Annotated in this window: 1 protein-coding gene; it reads right to left on the bottom strand. The window is 72.2% G+C overall.

Going from position 1 to position 21,040, the window contains the following annotated elements:
* Nucleotides 1–71: 71 nt before the first annotated feature.
* Nucleotides 72–20,930, bottom strand: coding sequence for a hypothetical protein (locus WH85_RS51765; protein WP_211275487.1), 20,859 nt, complete (start codon nt 20,928–20,930; stop codon nt 72–74).
* Between the last annotated feature and the right edge of the window lie 110 nt (nt 20,931–21,040).

Here is a 21,040-nt window from a genome sequence, read left to right on the forward strand (position 1 = left end):
GAAGTATTCGACCACACCGCGGCGGCCGGACGGCCGGACGCCGGGGGCACTTGCCCGTCCTTCACGGATTCCTACCTTCTCGTCCTGCGCGGCGGGGCCGGTTCCTTCTCGAGACGGACGAACCTGCCGTCCTGGATGCGCAGCCAGTTCTCCGCGTACCGGGACTCCGGCTTGAACCGCAGGTCGCCGGTGGGGCCGTAGACCGTGCCGAGATAGCCCAGCTCCCGCAGCCGCCGGATGAACCGCCGGGCCGGAGCCGTGGGGTCGTCGTCCTTGTGGCCCATGTTCCCGACCAGCAGAACCATCGGCTTGCGCTGATCGGCACCGGTCAATTCCGGAACGGTGTTGATCAGCAGGTCGGCGACCTTCGCCCCGCTCGCCGAGTTGGCCACCACGTTCAGATCCGGGTCGCTGTCGCGCAGCAGGTTCCGGGTGTCGACCCAGAACGGCCGGGCCATGTCCCGGCCACCCCACGGGGTCGTCTTGCTGGTGGTCATCTGGCCGTGCCGGTCGAGGCGGGCGTAGGAACTGTGCTTCCCGCTGTTGATCCGGCTGACGTCCGCCTGGACGTCGTCGTTGGTGCGACCGGCGTACGGCATGCCGAAGCCGAAGGTGCGGCCGTGCCGGTCGACGAGGGTCACGATGCTGTACGGGACCTGCGTGACCACCGGCTCGGGCTCGGGAGCGGGTTCCGGCTCGGGTTCGGGCTCCGGTTCGCTCTCGCTCTCCTCGATGACGACGATGACGTCGTCCTCGTCGGGGGTGGGCGCCTGCGACGGCAGCGGGTTGTAGTTGACCGACTGGGCCGGCGGTTCGTCCTGGTAGACCGGTTGGGCGGCGGGCTGAGGCGTGGCCTCGTCCTCGCTCTCGTCGCTTTCGCTTTCGCTCTCGCTGCTGTCGTCGCTGTCGTCCTGCGGGGGTGTCTGCGGACGTGGCGGGTTGTAGTTGATCGACTGTGCGGGCGGTTCGTCCTGGTAGACGGGCTGGGCGGCAGGCTGAGGCGTGGGCTGGTCGTCGTCGCTCTCGTCGTCGCTCTCACTGCCGGAGTCGTCGGACTCGTCGTCGCTGTCGTCGCTGTCGTCCTGCGGGGGCGTCTGCGGGCGCGGCGGGTTGTAGTTGATCGACTGCGCGGGCGGTTCGTCCTGATAGGTGGGCTGGTCGTCGTCGCTGTCGCTCTCCTCGGCCGCGTCGTCGTCACCAGCGTCGTCATCGGAATCGCTGTCCGATTCGTCGGCCTGGGGACCGGTGTGGCCCGCGTCGTCGTCGCTGTCGGACTCGTCGTCGGACTGCACCGGGGTCGCCACCGGCGTGGGTTCCGGCGTCGTCTCCGGCGAAGGCTCCGGAGTGGGTTCCGGCGTCGGCCGGAATGCGGCGTCCTCGCGCCACGGGTAGACCTGCTCCGTGTCGTCGTCCGTCGCGGTCACCTGCGGCATGATGACCGATTCCGGTCCGTTGATCGCGTCGTCGCCCGGGGCGTCGCCGTACGCCCGCATCCGCCCACCACCGCTGAGCGCCGCGCCGGTCCGGCTCATCCGCAGGTCCGTCGTCGGACCGAAGACCTGGCCCCGGTGGCCCAGCGTGCGCAGCGCGTCGCCGATCTCCTGGACCGGCCCGGCGGACGGGTCGGCGTTCGCCGCGGAGGTCCACACCACGATCGGCGTGTACCTGGTGACGCCGGGCAGCTTGAACAGGCCGCCCCGGACCATGATCGCGCTGAGCTGTTCCCGGGGGATCTCGATGATCCCGTCCTTGCGGTGCATCACCCGGACACCGGCGTCGTTGCGGGTCGGCGGCACGAAGAGCGAGAAGTGCGGCTGTTGCCCGGCCCACGGCACCTGCCGGGTCTGCACCCGTCCTACCCCGAAGCCGCCGGAGTACGACTCGTACGTCGTCGCCTCCGCGCCCCGGGCGTTGCTCCGGAACCGCTGGGCCATGTCGTCGCCGATCGGGAAGCCGTACCCGTTGATGCGCCCGGTGGCGTCGACGTACGCGACGACCCGCAGTTCGGACATCTTGAGGCCGTCGCGCCACCGCACGGCCGGCGTCTCGGGTTCGGGCGCCGGTGCGGTGCCGTTCTGGTTGTCCGGTGCCGGCCCGGTCCGGGTGGTGGGCGGCAGCGACGGCAGGATGCCCGGCCCGGACGGGTCGGTCGGGTGCACCACCCCGGCCGGCGGGAACGCCGTGTAGACGCCGGACCGGTAGACACCCAGGGTGCCGTGGACGAAGCCCATCGACACGGTGTCGCTGCCGGCGGTGATGCCGCGTTTGTCGCCGAGTTCGTGCAGCCGCCGCCCGAAGGCCGAGGCCGGTCCGTCCGGCCAGGGCTCGTTGCCGATGTGGCAGACCACGCCGAGGTAGCCGCGGAACTTGTCCGGCGTGAACTTGGCCAGGTAACGGCCGTTGTTCAGCAGGTCGGCGAGGACGTCACCGTTCACCCCGAACCGGTCCGGGCGGTTGCCGTTGCGCATCCGGATCCAGAACGCGGCCTTCATGCCGTGGGTCAGGATCAGTGCGTCCCACTTCTCGTCCTTGCGGCGCAGGTCGTACTCGGGTGCGCCGGACGAACTCTCGCCGATGTAACTGGTGTACTTCAGCGGGCCGCCGGGGAGGGTGTTGAAGACGAACTGCCGGTCCAGGCCGGGGTCGTCCAGGCTGGCGGGCAGGGAGACACCGGCAAGCTGCCGGTCGGCGTAGTAGAGCGGGCGCATTTCGACGTCCCGCGGTGTCAGCGGGCTCGGCCGGTCGGTGCGCATCCAGGTCGGCAGAGTGAGCCGGCCGAACTCGGTCATCCGGGTGCCGACGGCGGTGTGCACCGTCCGGTAGAACCCGTGCCGCCGCATGTCGTCGCGCACGCTGTCGGCCACCTGTGCGGCGGCGGTCTCGGAGAACCCGGCCGGCAGCAGCACCAGGATCTCGCGGAGGTTCGCGCCGGTCGCCGAGGCACTGGTGATCAGGTGACCGTTGTCCTCGGCGGCGGCTTCGAGGAATGCCTTGGAGGCCAGGGCCAGCCGCCCCACGTCACCGGGCGCGATGGTGATCTTCCGTTCGCTGTCGTTCTCGTCGCGCAGCGCGATGGTCTGGTTGTCGGTCGAGCCGAGCTTGAGGACTGCGGGCAGGGCGGTGCCCCACGGCGTCTTCTTGTCGGAGACGAAACCGCTCTCGTCCGCCCACGATTCCATGCTGTAGTCGCTGACGCGCTCCAGCCACTGATCGGTCTCGGTCGGCAGGATGTACTGGTAGTCGTTCGGGGACGGGAAGAAGGCGCCGACCGGCCCGGTGTAGGACTGCTTGCTGGTGAGGCTGATGGCCCGAACGTCCTCGAACTTGACCTCGGCCATCCGCTGTGACGGCCCACTGGCCGGCAGAACACCGACGGTCGCGGTGACCCGGACATCACTGGTGTCCACGCCCAGACCGTTGGCGAAGTCGTACCCGGCGGAGTCGGCCTCGTTGCGCGCCCCGGCCAGCGGCGAGACGAGCTTGATGCCACCGGCGGGTGGCTTGGCCAGGGCCGGGCTGACGTCGGGGTGCTGGGCGAGCGCCTTGGCGAAGGTGTCGCCGTCGAGCTCGACCCGGCGGCCGCCGTTGCCGGTGGCCGCCCAGATCCGGTGGCCGTCACCGGCCACGCCGACGAGGAAGGTCCCGCCGTGCGCGGTGGCCGAGGAGGACCGCACCGCCGGGGCCACGTCGGCGGCGTCGCCGGGCAACGGCAGCACGACACCCCGGCCGTCCGGCAGCGCCTCGACGGTGAGATCCGACGCCCGGGGGCCACGGACCAGCTCGTAGTTGCCGTTGTCCAGATAGAGATAGCTGGCCGTCTTGTTCTTCGGCAGCCACGACTGCCCGGCCGCGTAGTAGACCTTGCGGTAACCGCTGGTGGCGATCATGCCGTCCAGGACGTCCTCGGCGACCTGCTTCGGCACGGGAGCGCCCATCGCGCCGATGAGGACCAGGACGATCGGCCGGTTGAACGGCCCGCTGTCGACCTTCTGCCAGTCCGGGTTCCTGGCCAGTTCACGAGCCAGGTCCCGGGGGTGGATCCGGTCGTCGGTGCCGTCCCGCCGGGGCAGTTCGATCTCCTGGCTGTTGAAGCCGTTGCGGGCGAAGACGAAGAGCGGACGGCCGCCCTCGCGCTTCGAGTCCCGGGCCCACGGCGCGGCTCGGGCCTTGTCCTTGCCGTCCACGGTGGAGTGCACCATGTCCAGTGCGAAATAGCTGGTGTCCTCGGCGAACTGGCGCAGCCGGTCCCGGTCCTCGCTCTTGGACAGCAGGGAGATGCCGAAGACCTCACCGAGCGGGTCGAGAACCGGCCGGGCCTCGGCGATCCTGGACTTCGGCGGCGCCGGGGGCTTGCCCTGCAGCGGGTCCTGGAAGTCCGCCGGGGTGCGCAACGGCGGGTCGAACATGACTTCCTCGTCGTGCATCTCCCGGCTCGCGCGGAGTTCCGCCTCCTCGTCGGCCTGTTCGGGTTCCGGGTCGGGCTTCGGTGCCGGGGCGGGCGCCGCCGAGTCGCTGTCCGAGGCGTCGTCGTCGAACGACATCCCGGCCGGGCCCGCGAAGAAGTGCGCGAAGTCGCCGCCGAAGTCGAGCGCGAGCTTGCCGCCGGTGAACGACGGGGCGGTCTGCGGGGCGTACAGATCACCGCGGTAGCCGTAGCGGCGCTGGGCGGCGGCCATCAGGTCGTGGCCCAGGTTGCCCGGGGTGGTGTGCGAGCCGGGGAACGGCGACAGCAGCACCAGTGACGCGTCCGTGCCGGCACCCCGGACGTCGAACAGCCCGGTGTCGTTGATCCTGGTGATGATGTCGTCGGCGGAGAGCGTCCGGCTGTCGCCGCCGACGGTCGGGGCGTACGCCTCGACGCCGTCCGACTGGTCGAAGTGGACGACGAACGGCCGTCGCCCGCGGCTCGGCGCCCAGCCGGCGGTGTGCCGCGACGGGGTGCCCGCGCCGATCTCCGCGTCGTACGTGTCGACCTTGCCGAGGGCTTCGACCGGTTGGCTGCGGGCCCAGGCCGCGACCTGGTCGCGGACTGTCCGGCTCTGCGCGTAGCTGATGCCGAAGACGCGCCCGGTGGAGTCGCGCAGTTCGAGCGGCGGGAGCAGGTCCTGGCTGTCCCCGGAGAACGGAACCGAGTCCGGCTCCGGCGACGGCACGGTGTCGACGGTCGGCGCCGGAGCGGGCGCCGGCGGGGTCGCCGGGCGGGGCGGTGTAGGCGTTGCGGTGCTGCCGTCGACCGGGACGGGCGCCAGTTCCGGGTCGTCGTCCAGGTGACCGTTCTCGTCCCAGAAGACCGGTCCGGGCAGGCCGAGGACCTGATGGGACGGGGCCAGGCCCAGACCCTGGGCGAAGTGCCGGCCCAGCCCGGTCCGCGACGACTCCGGCGAGGCGAGCAGGACCCGCAGGGACGGGTCGTTCCGGAGGGCCTTGCGCAGCGCCGGGTGCTGGGCGAGGAGCTGACCGAAGTCGGAACCGGTCATCTCCAGCTTGCGGTTGCCGTGGGTCATCACCCAGACCCGGACACCGTCACCGTTCACCGCGATGGAGAACGGCGCGTTGCCCCGGTCGGTGCCGGACACCATGGCCATCGGGACCATGTCGCCGACGTGCCGGTGCAGCGGCATGGCGAGACCACGCCCGCCGGGCAGCGGATGCATCACCAGGTCCGGCCGGGCCGGCTCGGCCAGCAGGGTGAACTCGCCGCCGGTCAGCTGCATCGAGGAGCCGGATGTCAGGGTGATCCGGGCACGGTCGCCGGTCGGCGCGTAGATCGGGCGGTAACCCTCCTCGGACTGGCCGGCGGTGATGTCGGTGATCTCGCGGTCGGTGAGCCCGGCCGGGGAGCCGAGCACGACCAGCACGATCGGGCTGGCCCAGGCCGCGTCGTCGATCGCGGGCAGCCCGGTCTCCCGGTGCAGGGTCCGCATCAGGTCGGCCGCCGCGACCCGCCGGGTGTTCCCGTCCGGATCGGGGACCAGGAAGTCCCGGCCGTCCGCGGAGCGTTCCACGAAGACGGTGATCGGCCGTCCACCCGGTCGGTCGGCGTTCAGCGACCAGGCTGCGCCGACGAGCCGGTTGTCGCGAAGGTACGAGTTCAGCCCACCGGCCCGCTGGCTGCGGGTGAACGCGGCGACCTCGGCGTGCCGGTCACCGGTGACCGCCGAGTACGCGACCGTGGTGCCGTCCCGGTCGCGCAGCTGACGGGCCTCGAACGGGACGACCGGGGTCACGGCGGGAGCGGCGGGCTGCGGGGCGACCGGTGGCGGCGGCGCCGAGTACGACGGCCGGGCGTCGAAGTCGGTGGTGCCGCTGTCGCCGCCGAACCGTCCGGCGGCCATCCGGACCGGGCGGCCGGCACCGGAGACGTCGAGCCGGCCGCTGGCAGGCCACCGCACGTCGCCGGGGATCGCCCAGACGGCACGGATCTCCGGGTCGATCGGCAGGGCGTCGGCCAGGTCACGTCCCACGTTGCCGGGCAGGTCGACGCGGCCGGCGTCGGGGGAGAGCAGGACGAACCCGGTATCCGGTTCGGTCGCCACCACCCGGCTGACCGCGGGGTGGTCGGCCAGCATCAGGCCCAGTTCGGAACCGGTCAGTTCGACCGTGCGGCCGCCCGGCGGCTTGACCCGCACCCGGGTGCCGTCGCCGTCGACTGCGATGCCGAAGTCCTTGCCGTCGCGGGCTCCGGTGTGGACGGCGGCGTCGGCCGTGGTGTCGCCGGGCTGCCCGCTCGGCAGCCGCACACCGCGGTCGCCGGGCAGGCCGGACACCTCGACGTCGCTCAGCAGCGGTGGGCGGGCCAGGCCGAACGCGCCCTCGCTGACGGTCAGGACGGTGCCGTGTGACGGCCGGACGCCGACGCGTACCGCGACGCCGGCGCCGCGCGGGTAGAAGATCCGCCGGTAGCCGCCGGCCTCGATCTGACCCTCGAGGACCGCGTCGGCCTCGGCCTGGGTGAGACCGCCGTTCGGGCCGAGCACCACCAGCACCAGCGGCCGGTTGAACCCGGACCGGTCCAGCGACCGGAAAGCGGGGTCGGCGTTCAGGTGCCGGGCCAGGTCCCGGGGCTGGACGACGCGGGGGGTGCCGTCCGGGGAACTGATCGAGAAGCCGGTGCCGTCCGCCGAGCGCTGCAGGAACACCGGGACCGGCTTGCCCGCCTCGCGGTGTGCGTCCGCACCCCACGGCGAGCCGAGCATCTGCCGGTCGACCTGGCCGCCGCCGAGCGACGTCTCCAGGACGACGTGCCGGATGCCGGAGTCGCGCAGGTCGCCGGCGAACGCGGTGACCTCGCGGGACAGCTGCGGGTCGGTGACCGTGGAGAAGACCACCGGGGTGCCGGAGGCGTCCGCGACCACCCGGGACGGCGGCGTGGGCTCGGCCGGCGTGGTGTACGCGTCCGGCACGACCGTGTCGTCGCTCGGCGAGTCGGAGACGACACTGGTCGCCGTCACGCTCTCGATCTCGAAGTCCATCGCGGCCGGCCGGAACCGCTGGAACGAACCGCCCTGCGGCAGCACCATGCTGGAGAACGTGGTGAAGTCGGTCATCGCGTCCGCCGCGAAGACCGGTGCCTCGCGGCCGGCCTGCCGGTACGCGTACTCGGCGAAGTCGTGGGCCAGACCGCCGGGGAACTGGTCGCGGCCCTGGAAGCCGCCCCACAGCACCACCGACGACTCCGGTCCGTCCGGTCCGTCGTACAGTCCGGCCTCGATCGCCAGACGGGCCAGGTCGGCGCCGCTGACCTGGACCAGCCGTTGGTTCTGCAGGCGGATGACGGCGTAACCGGTGCCGCCGCTGACCGCGTTCACCGTCCGGGGCGGGATGGTGAACCCGGCCCACGGCGTCGGCACCCGGTCGAAGGTGCCCGGGTAGTACGGGTTCGGCACGCTGTAGGTGCTGTCGTACGAGAAGTCGGCGGCCCGCCGCATCATCCGGTCGGTGGGCATGTCGAGCGGGAAGAACACGCCGAGCGGGTCGCCGTACCGGTCCCGGCGGGTGTCGTGGATGACGTCGCGGAGCGACAGGTTGGTGGCGATCGGCAGCCGAGGGTCCGGCGGGACCGAGGGCTGGGCGCGGTCGGTCCACACGTTCTCGGGGGAGTCGGCCGGACCCTTGGGGCGCGCGGTCTCCGGTGCGGGCGCCGCGAACCCGACCCGCTTGCCGGGGGTGTCGCCGAACCGGACGAACCGTCCCCCGTCGCCGACGGCCAGATGGACCTGACCCTGCCCGATCGGGTTGGTGTAGGTGCGGGTGGTGGACGCGTACGTCTCACCCAGGTGGTTGTCGCGCAGCTGAGCGGAGAAGTCGAAGGCGGGGCCGCCCTGCTCGGAGAGGGCGGCGACATCGCAGGAGAGCAGGACGACCGGGGACCGGGTGCCGTTGCGGGCGTCCCGCAGGGCGGTGCTCTGCGCCGCGAGACGGGCGAACTGCGTACCCGTGAGGCTGACCTGGCTGCCGTCCCGGAGCTGGACCGCGAAGCCGTCCCGGCTGCCGTGCACGTCGAAGTAGACCGGCCGGCCCTTCCACGGGGTGGCCTCGTCGGTGTGCCCGGAACCGGGGCCCTCCTCGAACCGCCGGTACGTGCCCAGGTCCGCGTCGTCGACCGCGGAGGCGAACCGCGGCATGGTGGTGGCGTCGCCGTCGCGGCTGGGGAAGCCGGTGCCGACCAGTTCGCCCCGCGCGTTGAGCAGCGGGACCGTGACCACCTCGTCGAGGCTCAACTCCCGGGGCTCGGTCGTCCCGGCCGGCTTGGCGACCTCGGCCTCGTGCGCCTGGTACGCGTCCCACCAGGCGTTCTCGGCGTCGTCGTAGGCGCGTTCGGCGTCGGCCCGGTCGTCACCCCGGGAGTCCACGCCGTCCAGGGTGGCGGCCGCCGTCGTCCACGTCTTCGTCGCGTCGGCCACGGCGAGGGCGGTGGCCCGCTGTTCGGCGGGCACCTCCCGGCCGGTCCGGGCGGTGGCCGCGGCGTCGTCCATCCGGATCACGTAGCCACCCGGGACCCGGACCTCGGTGCCGGCCCGGTGCTTGCCGAGCTTGTCCTGGGAGGTGGCGACGAACCGGAACTCGACGCCGTACTCCAGCGCCTGGGTCACCTTGTTGTCGTCGTCGGCCTGCTCGGTCGCCTTCGCGGTGGCCTTCACCGACTCGATCTTGTTCTCGTCCTTGACCACATCGGACGGATCGGTGCGGTAGAGCTGCTGCTCCATGAAGGTGGTGCCGGTGACCGAGTTGAAGGTCTCCCGCTCGCCGACCTTGCTCGCCCCGCCCGGGTGGTTCGCCCCGGAGGTGACCATCGGCCCGTTCATCCGCAGCGTGAACGAGTGCCCGGCGGTCTGCTCGGCCTTGGTCTCCCGGCTGCGCTTGGCCGAGCCGCCGATCGTGACGCCGGCGTCGGCGCGGAGGGGCTTCGGCTTCGCCACCAGCCGGGCGTCGAGGTGCAGGTCGCGGCCGAGCGAGGTCGGCATCGGCAGCTGCATCACGCCGCCCTGCATGGCCGGCAGCGCCTTGGCCTGGGTGACGGTCAGGGCGTTGCGGATCGCGGCCCGGGTCTCGGCGTCGACCTCGGCGCCCGAGTCGGTCAGCGCCTGCGCGGCGGCCTCGTGCAGCGAGGGCAGGTCGACCAGGACGTCCTCGACGGCGAACCGGCCCGGCTCGGGGAGCCGGTCGAAACCGTCGGCCTCGCGCCACAACCGGCGGGACACCTCGGAGGTCTGCGACACCGGGATCGAGGTGACCGGGTCGGAGGTGGCGAGCGGCCGGCCCTCGGACGCCGACAGCGAGGTGACCTCGTGGATGTCCTGGACGGACACACCCGTCGGCGGCAGTCCCGGACCGGTCACGGTCACCGTGAAACGGACCTTGCCACGGTACGTGGGAACCGGGCCGGACACCGTCAGGGACTGCTCGAAGGTGTGATCGCCGCCGCGGGTCTCCTTGGCGCCACGCTCGTCCAGGGCGGCGGTGGCGGTCAGCCCGCCGCCCACCGTGGTGCTGGTCGCGCCGGGCCCGGTGGTGTTCGCGGCGTCCCCGGCGACCTTGTCGGTCTCGGTGCCCTGCCCGCGGGCGCTGACGGTCACCGCGCCCACGGTCCGGGAGCTGGAGCTGGTCTCCGAACTGCCGATCGTGCTGCGGTCGGTGATCGACAGTTCGTCGACCATGGTGATCCCGGTGAACCGGGACTCCTGCATCGGCTCGGCGGTCAGCGTCACCTGGTACGCCGAACCGCCGAACCGCCGTTCCATCCGGACCGTCTCGGTCCGCCCGCCGTTGAGGGCGCTGCTCAGGTGCAGGTTGGCGGCGCCGATGAAGCTGCTGCCGCTGATCGCCCGCACGTTGTCGTACGCGCTGCGCCCCAGCTCGACCGGGAGGATCGCGTGGGCGAGTTCCTCGGTGGTCGCCTCGGCGAGCCGGTGCCGCAGGTGCGGGATGCGCTTGCCGAGGTCGACGTGGGTGGCGACGCCGCCGATGCCGAGGGAACGCTGCGGTCCCGGCCGGAACTGCGGCTGGGCGGCGTGCGCGGGGACGTTCGTGGCGGCCGCGTCCCGGTTCTGCCGTTCCTGCTCGTTGCGGACGAGGTCGCGTTCGGTCTGCTGGTGTGCGGTGAGGACGTCGCGTTCCAGCCGCTGGACGTCGTGGAGGTGCTGGGTGGCCTCGGTGTGCTCGGTGGTCAGCCGGTCCTGCTCGCGCTGGTGGCGGGTGGACTGCTCGGTGAAGGTACGCCCGACGAGATCACGGTCGATGCGCGCCGCGTACCCATGAAGGTTGTTGGTCTCGGCTCGTTGCCGCCGCATCAGGGTCCCGGACTCCCGGGCCTGCGCCTGCGACAGACGGGTGCGCTGCTCGAGATGCGCGGCGCGCAGGGCCTCGGAACGCTCGGCGTGCTGGAGCTGCAGGCGCACGTCGGAGAACTGGTGGTTGCGCATCCGGTCGCGGTCCTGCATCGCCTTGAGCTCGGACGGCGTCATCCGCATGATCACCGCACCGGGCAGCGTGAGCCGCTGGCCGGCCCGGCTGGTCGGCGAGGCGGGCCAGAGCCGCAGCGGCATGTTGCTGTCGTGCCGGGCCTCGGCGATGATCTCGGCGTCCACGTCGACCTGCACCAGCAGCTCGCGTTCCGGGCGCCCGCTGATCCGCAGTTTGGAGACGCCGGCCAGGCTCTTCTCCTGGACCTTGCCCCAGACCCGGCGCCACGGGGTGACCGAGAGGGTGACGGCGGCACCCGGTGTGGTGGTGCTGTCGCCGTGGTCGGCGCGGGGGCCGCGGGCGACGGCCGTGCCGGAGACCGAGGCGCTGAGCTCGATCGACCGGCCGTGTTTGCTCTTGCTCGACGAGCCGCCGGCGAAGGTCCGCTTGATCCGGGAGAACTCGGTCTCCTCCAGCACCTTCGGGTTGGTCGGCCGCAGCCGGACCCGCACGTCACCGCTGGCGTCCTCGGCCCGGCGGCCGTGCCACAGGTTGCTCAGCGTCAGCGGCCGGCTGAACAGTTCGGCGTCGCCGGCCAGCCGCTCCGGGGACAGCTCGTCCGCGATGACCGTGGAGATCCGGCCGTCCTCGAACGTGTAGATCGCGTCGTCGCCGGCCTCGTCGAGGGTCTCGATGACGGCGTCCTGCAGCCGGTCCGCACCGACGAACGACTCCACCCGGCGGCCGTCCAGGTCGTGCGGGTAACCGCCGGTCATCATGCCGATCGGCAGCGGGTGCTCGATCCGTTCCCGGTCCCGCGGCAGGGGACTGGGCCGCAGGTCCGGACGGGTCTGCGAGACCTTGCTCTCCGGGATGAGCATCCGGACGTCGAGGCGGCTGGTCCGCGGCGCCTGCTGCATCGCGCCGATGACGGTCGGCACGCCCCGGCCGTAGGAACCGACCGAGAGCGACCGGCCGGCCTGGTTGGCCCGCACGTACGTCTGCGTCGAGATGCTGAGATCCAGGCTGCCGGCGAACTCGCGCAGCGGCACCCCGGCCGGTTTGCCCTTCTCGTCGAGTGACGGCCCGTGGCTGCTCTCCGCGGCCTGACCACCGGTGAGCCCGTGCTCGTCGGTGTCGCCCCAGGTGACGCCGGCCCGCGGTCCGCCGAGCAGCGTGGAGGCGGCCCGGCCGATCGGGCCGAGCACCCGGGTCTCCAGGCTCAGGTCCACCGACTTGCTGGTGTCGGTCACCCCGGTGACGGTGGTCTTGCTGCGCTTCTTGTCGGACGCCTCACTGGTGCCGCGGTCGATCACGTCACCGTCGGACAGGCTGTTCAGCGTGCCCTTGATGGTGACCACGGTGGTGTAGTCGAGGAACGTGCCCTTGCGAACCAGCGGGATCTTCAGGCCCGGCCCGACGATCCGGTTCGCCAGGTGGCGCAGCTGCTCGGGGGAGAGCTGGGTCCGGGTCTCCGCGTCCCGGGCCAGCGCCGCCTGCACGTCGGGGCTGAGCCCGCCGGCGAACTCCGGGTCGTCGAAGTGCCGCAGCAACTCGTCCGGGCTCGGCAGGCGGAAGTCGTCGTTGCCGGGCAGCGACCGCACGGTGTCGGCCACCGCGTCGTAGAGCCCACCGTCGCCGAGCCGGGTGATGAAGGCGCCACCGAACGAGTCGCCGCGCTCGATGCGGTTCGGCGCGAAGTGGGTGCGGGCCCGGCCGGTCCGGCCGTGCCACTGCTCGGCGCGTTCCCGCGCCCGCGGGTCCAGGGCGGTGTCGCGGACCCGGTCCCGGGTCGTCCACTGGAACGTCTCCACCAGGCCGGCCAGCATCGTCGGTCTCCGGCCGAGGACGCGGACCTGCACGCCGTACTCACCCTGGTAGCGCACGCCGGGGGCGGTGGCCTTCAGGATCTGCTTGTCACCGGTCTGTTCGACGATCGACTGGGTGAAGCCGCGCTCGTGGCTGCCGCCCAGTCGCGGGGCGATGACCAGGCTGAGCGGGGCGACGTCCAGACCGCCACCGACCGAACCCCAGACGCTCCAGAGGCGCTTGGCGGCGTTGGTGTCGGTGCTCTCCCCGGACAGCGCCGAGGTGTCGACGTGTGAGGCCTCGGCGACGCTCTCCACCTCGTCGAGACGGCGGGCGACCAGGCGGACCTCGATCTGCCGGCTGCGACCGGGGAAGTAGCGCCGCCAGCCCTTCTCGGCCGCCCGCGGCAGCGAACCGGACCGGATCCAGCCGTCGTGGCGGTTGTCCGGATCGGTCACCACCATCTTCGCCAGGTTGCCGGAGAAGTTCGCCGCACTGAACAGCTGCTGGATCGTGCCGCGACCGGGCGCGCCGACCCGGACCAGGTCGCCGAGCCCGTCCGCGATGAGCATCGCCTCGACCTGGTCGAAGAACGTCTCCTCCGGCTGCGCCGGGCGGTTGCGGACGCTCTCCACACCGAACTGCGCCGGGACCGGCGCGGGCAACACCGTGGTGGGATCTGCCGGTTCGTTCGCCGCCGGCTTCGTCAGATTCGACGGTACGCCGAGCAGAACGGTCCCGGTCGCCTCCACCGGGTCGGACAGTGGCTTCCCGGCCTCGGACAACTGGGCGGTGAACGTGATCGGCACGCGGACCTCGGCCAGGTCGGCGACCTTGACCGTGGTGGTGGACGTGTACTTGCTCTTGTGTGCGGTGGAGTGTTCGACGGCGGGCGCCACCGGCACCGAGCCGCCGACCCCGACGACCAGGCCGGGTGCGGCGCTGACCGTCGCCTTCGGGTCGATCCGCCGGTCCCGGTTGTGCTTGAGGCTGTGGGTGACCGTCTCCTGCACCTTGGAGCTGATCTTGCCGGGGGTGTCGCGGACCTTCACGACGGTCATCGCGTCCCAGTCGAAGGTGCCCTTCACCCGCAGCTCGGCCGGACGGCCGTCGATCGTGACCGGGATGGGCCGACCACTGAGGAACTGGTCCACGTCGTCGACGGCGTCGTCCTGCGTACGGCTGATGATCGTGCTCGACAGCCGGGTGCCGAGGGTCCGCAGCGCGGCGTCCAGGTTGAGGTCCTCGGTGGCCAGCAACTGTTCGGCGATGCCGAGGGTGTGGCTGTCCCGCAGGTAGTCCGGCAGGTTCGCCCGGATGGCGTCGGCCGTCGGGAGCGGGGTGTCGCCGGTCTCCTCCGCCTCCGGTCCGGTCTCCGCGTCCGTCGCGGTCTCGGCCGCGGTCGTCGGATCCGTTTCGGTCGTCGGCGCGGGCTCCGGGTCCGGGGTCGGCTGATTCAGATCGGTCAGCCGGTCGCCGGCGTCCTCGATCCGGCCGGCCGCCCGGTCGAAGGCACGGTGGGCGGCCGCCTCCTGGTCGACCAGGTCCTCGACCACGGCCCGGGTGTTCTCGAGCCGGGCGGTGATCGTCTCCGGCGTACCGGCGAGCGGACCGCGCGCGAACGCGGCCGCGAGCTCCGCGGCCCGGTCGCGCGCTTCGCGGGTGTGCGCCGCGGCGAAGTTGGACCGGGCGAACGCCTCGGCCATCGTCCGGTGCAGCACGGCCCGCTGCTCGGGCTGGTCGGCCGGGGTGGCGTCGAGGTCCCGGCGGGCCTGCTGCGCGGTCCGGGCCGCCTCGGTGGCCTGGGCGGCGTACCGGCGGCCGTCGGACAGCACCCGGTCGAAGTCGTGGTGCACCTCGGCGAGGGAGTCCAGGATCGCGGTGGTCCGGGCGGTCAGGTGCCGGGCCTGGACGGCGTTCTCCCGGAAGCCGTCGATGGTGGTGCGTTCCCGCTGGGCACCGGTCAGCGACCGCTGGACCGCCGGGTCACCGGCGTGCGGGTCCTGCCGGAGCTCGGCGATGCCGGTACGGACGTCCGCCGACATCGCCTCGGCCGTGCCGGTGAGGGCGTTCGCGGTCTCCTGCCACTGCTGGGCGTTCCCGGCCAGCGGCAGCACCCGGCCGATGCGGTCGACGACCCGCTGCGCCTCCGGGGAGAACGAGCCCAGGTCGGCGGCGGTCGTCGCGGTGTACTCGTCGATCACCGCGGCGAGGCCGTCCGGGTCCGGCTCGCCCAGGGCGGTGGACGGGCTGAGCACGTGGCCGAGTTCGGTGACCTGCACCGCGGCGTCCGGGTCCGGCCCGGCGACCAGCGACAACCACCGGGAGTCGGCGGTGACCTCACCCACGATCGGCATGCCGAACTCGTCGTAGGTGTCCGGGTTCGAGACCACCACGTGGCCGCTGGCACCGGCGAAGGCGATGCCGCGCGGCGCGACGATCCGGGTGCCGGGCAACTCCCGGGCCAACCGGGCCGCGAAGCCGTTCGCCGAGTCGACCGCGGTGTCGCAGGCGACCAGGACGATCGGCTGACCGTGCCAGTCCGGGTTCGCCCTGATCATCGCGGCGAGACGGTCCGGGCCGACCCGGTCGGATCCGACGCGCAGGCTGGTGCTGTCGGCGTGCGTGAAGACGTGGAACCGTTCCGGGTTCGCCGGAAACCGCGCGGCGATCCTCGGGGTGGCGGTGTCGTCCGGCCCGGCCAGCAGGATGCCGGCGTCGACCCGTTGCGGCTGGGCCGCCGGCATCGGCTGCGCTTCCGGTGCTGTCTCCGCGGCTGTCTCGTCCGGTGCTGTCCCCGCGGCTGTCTCGTCCGGTGCTGTCTCCACGGTTGTCTCGTCCGGCGCGAACCGGTAGCGCCCCGGGTCGGCGCCCACGGCGCTCGCGTCGCCTTCGTCGTCCGAGTCGACGAGCAGATCGTCGTCGGAGTCGGACAGCACGATCGGGTCGTCGTCCGACTCCGCGGCCCGGGCCTGCGCCTCCGGCCCGAAGCCCAGCCGTTCGGCGATGCCCAGCGCCGTGCCGGCGACACCGTCGAGACGGTCGTCGAGCGACTGCAGCGTGCCCCGGATGTTCCCGTCGGCCCGCTCGAACGCGGTCTCCGCATCGAGCAGCAGGTTGCCGGTGTTGTGCATCCGGGACTTGTCGCTGCGGATGGCGGTCACCAGCGAGTCGACGACATCCCCCAGGTCACCCCGGAGACGCTGTCCTCCGGCGATGTCCCCCAGCGCGGTCCGTGCCTGGTCGACCCGGTCCCGGACCTGGCCGGCGGCCATGCCGGTCTGCCGCAGACCGCGGACCGCCCGGTCGGACTTCGCCGGGTCGGCGCGGTAGTCGTCGATCGCCGCGCGGGCGTTGTCGATGGCGGCGCCGGCCCGGTCGGCGAGGCGGCGGGTGACGTCGGCGTGCTCGGCGAGGGTGTCGGCGACGCCCACCAGCTTGGTGGCGAAGTCCGCCGAGCGGATCAGCCGGTCCCGGGTGTCGGCGTACGCCCGGTCGGCCAGCTTGATCTCCCGCGGGACGGTGTCCAGATCCCGCTGGATCCCCCGGAACGCCCGGTCGGCCAGGACGTAGGCCTGCCGGTGACCGTCGACCAGGTCGAAGAACCGCCGGACGGCCGGATCACGGGTGTCCATCTCGAGAGCCCGGGCGTACCGGGCCGTCTCCAGGAGCTGGTTCCCCTCGGCCGCGACCTGGTCCATCCGCGCGATGAAGTCGTTGCGGAGCTTCGTCGCCCGGGCGGGCAGATCCGCGACCCCGGCCCGGATCGCGGTGTACCGGGAGGCGTGCCCCTCCCGGGCGTAGTCGATCAGGCTCTCGTACGTGCCGGCGAGCTCGGTGACGCCCTCGTGCAGGCGGGTCAGCTCGTCGGCGCCCTCGGTGATCGCCGGGGCGACCCGGGTGAGCTGGTCGTCGAGCCGGTCCGCGTCGGCCGTCGGGATCTCCCGGTTGATCTGGTTGATCACGTCGGTCAGCTTCTCGACGGACCGCTGGACGCCCTCGATCTCCTGGTGCGAGCGGAGGGCCCGGATCTCCACCACGACCAGCGGCCGGTCGGCGAGACGTCCGTTGTTGTCGTCGAGCGACGCGAAGTGCGTGCTGAGGAAGATCTCCTGGTCCAGCTCGACGTCGGCGTCCTCACCGAGCAGGGCGTTGTCCAGGTAGTCGCGGATCGTGGTCCGGCCGCGGTTGTGCAGGTACCCGTCGCTGAAGTCGTACCGGCCGTCGTCGTCGAGGATGCCCTCGCGCCGGAACAGGTCCTGCAGGGCCGGGTCGCCGGCGAGGGTGCCGCCGAACCTCTGGTTGATCAGATCGTTGATGTCGTCCGCGTTGTCGCTCAGGAACTCGCGCGCCTTCTCGGAGAGCGACGCGTTCAGGGCCTGCGGCGCGATCCGGGAGGCCACCGCGAGGTAGCTCTTCATCATCCGGATCGGCTGGCCGGCCAGTTCCGAGACGTACGTGTGCGACAGCGCCGCCACGTGCGGGTACATGATCGCGATGACACCGGCGATCTCGTCGGCGTCCAGAGCGTTCGCGTCCGGGCCGGCCCACGCGCGGTACCTCGCCGTCACGTCGGCGGCGACGTCCAGGCCGTCCTCGATGATGCCGCGGCGACTGCGGGGCGCGTTGTCGGTCGCGATGCTCGACGAGTTGTCGGCGACGTGCTTGAGCAGCTTCGTCAGGCCGGCGACCGGGACACCCACCGAGTACTGCGTGTACGGCTCGCTCTTCGGGTTGAGGATCCGGCCCTTGACCCCGACGTCCTTGCCCGCGTCGGTGACGACCCAGCCCTCGTCCGCCGGGAACACCTCGGCCAGCGACTTCTGCTCGCCCTCGGCCAGCCCGTCGAGACGGCGGACCGCGTCCGAGTGCAGCGCGACGACCTCGGCCCGGTCCGGGCGGTTCTCGCGGCCCAGCATCGCGAACGGCTTGCTGGTGACCACCTCGCCGATGGAGACCTTGCCGGGGATCTTCCTACCGTCGGCGTCGCGGGCGTAGTAGCCGTCGACCTTCACCTCGACGTTGCCGCTGACGTGCTTGACCAGCACGTCGTTGTAGCCGATGTCGCCGTCCGAGGTCAGCTCGTGGCGGCGGCCCTCGGTCTCCAGGCCACCGGCCGGGCGGGTGCCGAGCGCGCCGGGACGGTCGACCCGGGGCGCCGGATCCGGGCCGAGGTCGCCGCGATCCGGGCTCAGCGCGGTGTCCCGGATCCGGATGATCTGGTCGAGGTGCCGCTGGAACACCTGGGGACGGTCCGCCGGGTCGGCCGACGTCATGATCGAGTTGTCGGCGAAGACGTGCGCGGATCCCGCGTCCCGGTTGAGGATGCGCTGGACGGGGTTGCCGTCGGCGTCGGTCAGATGTCTGTCGACGTTCTCGTCGTACAGGCCGAGGTAGTGGCCGATCTCGTGGGCGAAGTCCAGGTCGTCCGAGGCGGTCGACCAGGTGGTCTGGGTGGTCGCCGGCGCGTCGTCCGGGCCGTGCAGGGCGATCACGGTGTGCGCGTCGGCCGGGTCGGTGACGAAGTCGACGTGGACGTTGAACTGGCCGTCGCCGATCCGGTAGCCGTTGTTGAAGACCGCCGCCACGGCTGCCTTCGCCCGCCGTCCGACCTGGTCCTTCGCCTGGTCGGCGGCCGGGTCCCTGGCGTCCAGGAACACCTTGACGGTGAAGTCGTGGACCGTGCGGCCGTCGCCGGTGGTGAGGACGCGGTGGTCGTACGCGATCGGCCCGGTGACCGCATCGAGGGCGGGCCGGGCGACGGCGCCGGTGGTGGGCAGGTCCAGGCCGGCCGCGGCGTACGACTCGGCCACCATCGCGGGCACCGGTCCGACGGTGGTGCCGGTGTGCACCACGTCGTAGGCGGCGGTGTCGGCCCGGCGTGGCGTCACACCGGAGCGCAGGTCGTCGATCGTGGTGGCGGGGACCGTGTCCGGGCCCCGGGACGGTTCCCGCGGGTCCGTCCGGCCGTTCTCGATCCGGCCCTGGCCCAGCGGTGACGGGCGGCCGAGGAAGGCGTCCTCGTCGTCCGAGCGGTCCGCCCAGTCCTGCGGGTCGGAGTCCGAGTCCGAGTCGGAGTCGTCGAGGTAGCCGAGGCTCTCGGCCGCGGCCATCGCGTCCTCGAACACGGGACGGGCATCGGCCAGGTAGCGGCTGCCGTGCCCGGCTCGGGTGATCGCGGCGGCCAGTCCGGTCTCGGCGGCGTCCAGCGAGTCGGTGGCGTCCTCCACACGCTGTTCCAGCTCCTCGACGGCCTCCTCCATCCGGCCGACCAGGTCACCGACATCGCCGGGACGCCGGCCGACAGCGGCCCCGACCGCGTCACGGACCGCGTCGATCCGGCTCTCGATCTGGCCCGCGGCCGTGCCCGCCTGGCGCAGGCCGGCGACCGCCCGATCGGCCTTGGCCGGATCGGCGCGGTAGTCGGCGATCGCGGTGCGGACCGTGGCCAGCGCGGAATCGGCGCGGTCGGCGAGGCGCTCGGCACCGTCCGCCTGCTCGTCGATCATCGGCTGGAGGTCCCGGAGCGCCGAGGCGGACCGGGCGACCATGCCCATCTCGCGCTTGACCCGGTCGGCGACGCCCTCGAAGTCCTGCATCCGCTTCTCGACGTCGCGGAGATCGTCCTGGACGTCCTCGGCCACGTTGCCCGCCTGGCGCAGGGCCAGGCGGTGCTGGGCCACCAGGTCGACGAACCGCTGCACGTCCGGGCTGTTCAGGTCGGCCCCCTGTGCCCGGGCGTTCTGCAGCACGGTGTCGAGCACCGCGCCGTCCGCCCGGGCGGCGTCCAGCTCGCGCGCCGACGTGTGCCAGGTCCGCCGGGTCCGGTCCGCCAGGTCGTCGAGCCGGGCACCTTCGATCCGGGGGTTGTCCGCGTAGTCCACCGCGGTCGTGAGCCAGTCCGGTGCCGGGCCGGCCAGCGTGGCCACGTCGTCCCGCAGGGACTGGAGGGCGTCGGCGCCGTCCGCGATCTCGCCGTCGACCTGGTCGAGCTGCTGGGTGAGACGGTCGGCGTCGGCGACCGGGACGTCCCGGTTGATCTCGGCGACCAGGGCGGCCAGGTCCTCGGTGGACCGCTCGACCCCGTCGAGGTCCTGGTGGGCGGCGAGGGCGCGCAGCTCCACCACGACGAGCGGGTGGTCGGTGAGGCGCCCACCGTTGTCGTCGAGCTTCGTGAAATGGGTCTCCAGGAACGTCGACTGGTCCAACTCGACGCTGGAGTCCTCACCGAGGAGCGCGTTGTCCAGGTAGTCCTGGATCGTGGCGCCGTCCAGGATGTCGACCCGGCCGCTGGTGACGTCGTACGTGCCGTCCTCGTCGAGCAGGAAGTTGTCCTTGAGCACCTGGACGACGGCGGGGTCGCCGGCCAGGGTGCCGCCGAACTTCTGGTTGATCAGGTCGTTGACCTCGCTGGAGTTCTCGTCGAGGAACTCGCGGGCCTTCTCGGACAGGCCGGCGTGCAGGGCCCGTGGAGCGGTCCGGGAGGCCACCGCGAGGTAGCTCTTGACCATCCGGACGTCCTGGTCGGCGAGGTCGGCGACGTGGCTGTAGGACAGCGCCGCGACGTGCGGGTACATCAGCGCGATGACACCGGAGATCTCCTCGGCGTCCAGGTTCTTCGCGTCCGGCCCGGCCCACGCGCGGTACCTGGCGGCGACGTCGGCGGCGACGTCGAGGCCGTCCTCGATGATGCCGCGCCGGCTGCGGGGCGCGTTGTCGGTGGCGACTCGGGACGAGCGTTCGGCGACGTACCTCATCAGCTTCGTCGCGCCGGCGATCGGCACACCCACGGTGTACTGGGTGTACGGCTGGCTCTTCGGGTTGAGGACCCGGCCGAGCACCTCGACCCGCTCACCCTCGCTGGTGACCTGCCAGCCCTCGGATGCCGGGAACAGGTCGTGCAGGGGCTTCTGCTCGCCCGGGGTGATGCCGTCGAGACGCCGGTTGGCCTCCCGGGTCAGCGACATCACCTCGGAGCGGTCCGGCCGGTCCTCGCGGGGCAGGACCTTGGCCGGGGCGCTGACCACCTCACCGATGGACACCTTGCCGGGGATCTTGTTGCCCTCGCTGTCGCGGGCGTAGTAACCGTCGACCTTGATCTCGACGTTGCCGCTGACGTGTTTGACCAGCACGTCGTTGTAGTCCAGCTTGCCCGTGGTGATCAGCTGGTGGCGACGGCCCTCGATCTCGACGCCGATGGCCCGCGAGTCGGTGTGCACGTCGTTGCGGGGTGTGTTCGCCGGGGTGAGGTTGTTGACCGGTCCGGCGGTGTCCGAGACGTTCTGGATGAGTTGCAGGTCTTTGTCGTGCAGGTAGCGGGTGGGGCCGT

It is taken from the genome of Actinoplanes rectilineatus, assembly GCF_000962825.1.
GTDB classification, from domain to species: domain Bacteria; phylum Actinomycetota; class Actinomycetes; order Mycobacteriales; family Micromonosporaceae; genus Actinoplanes; species Actinoplanes rectilineatus.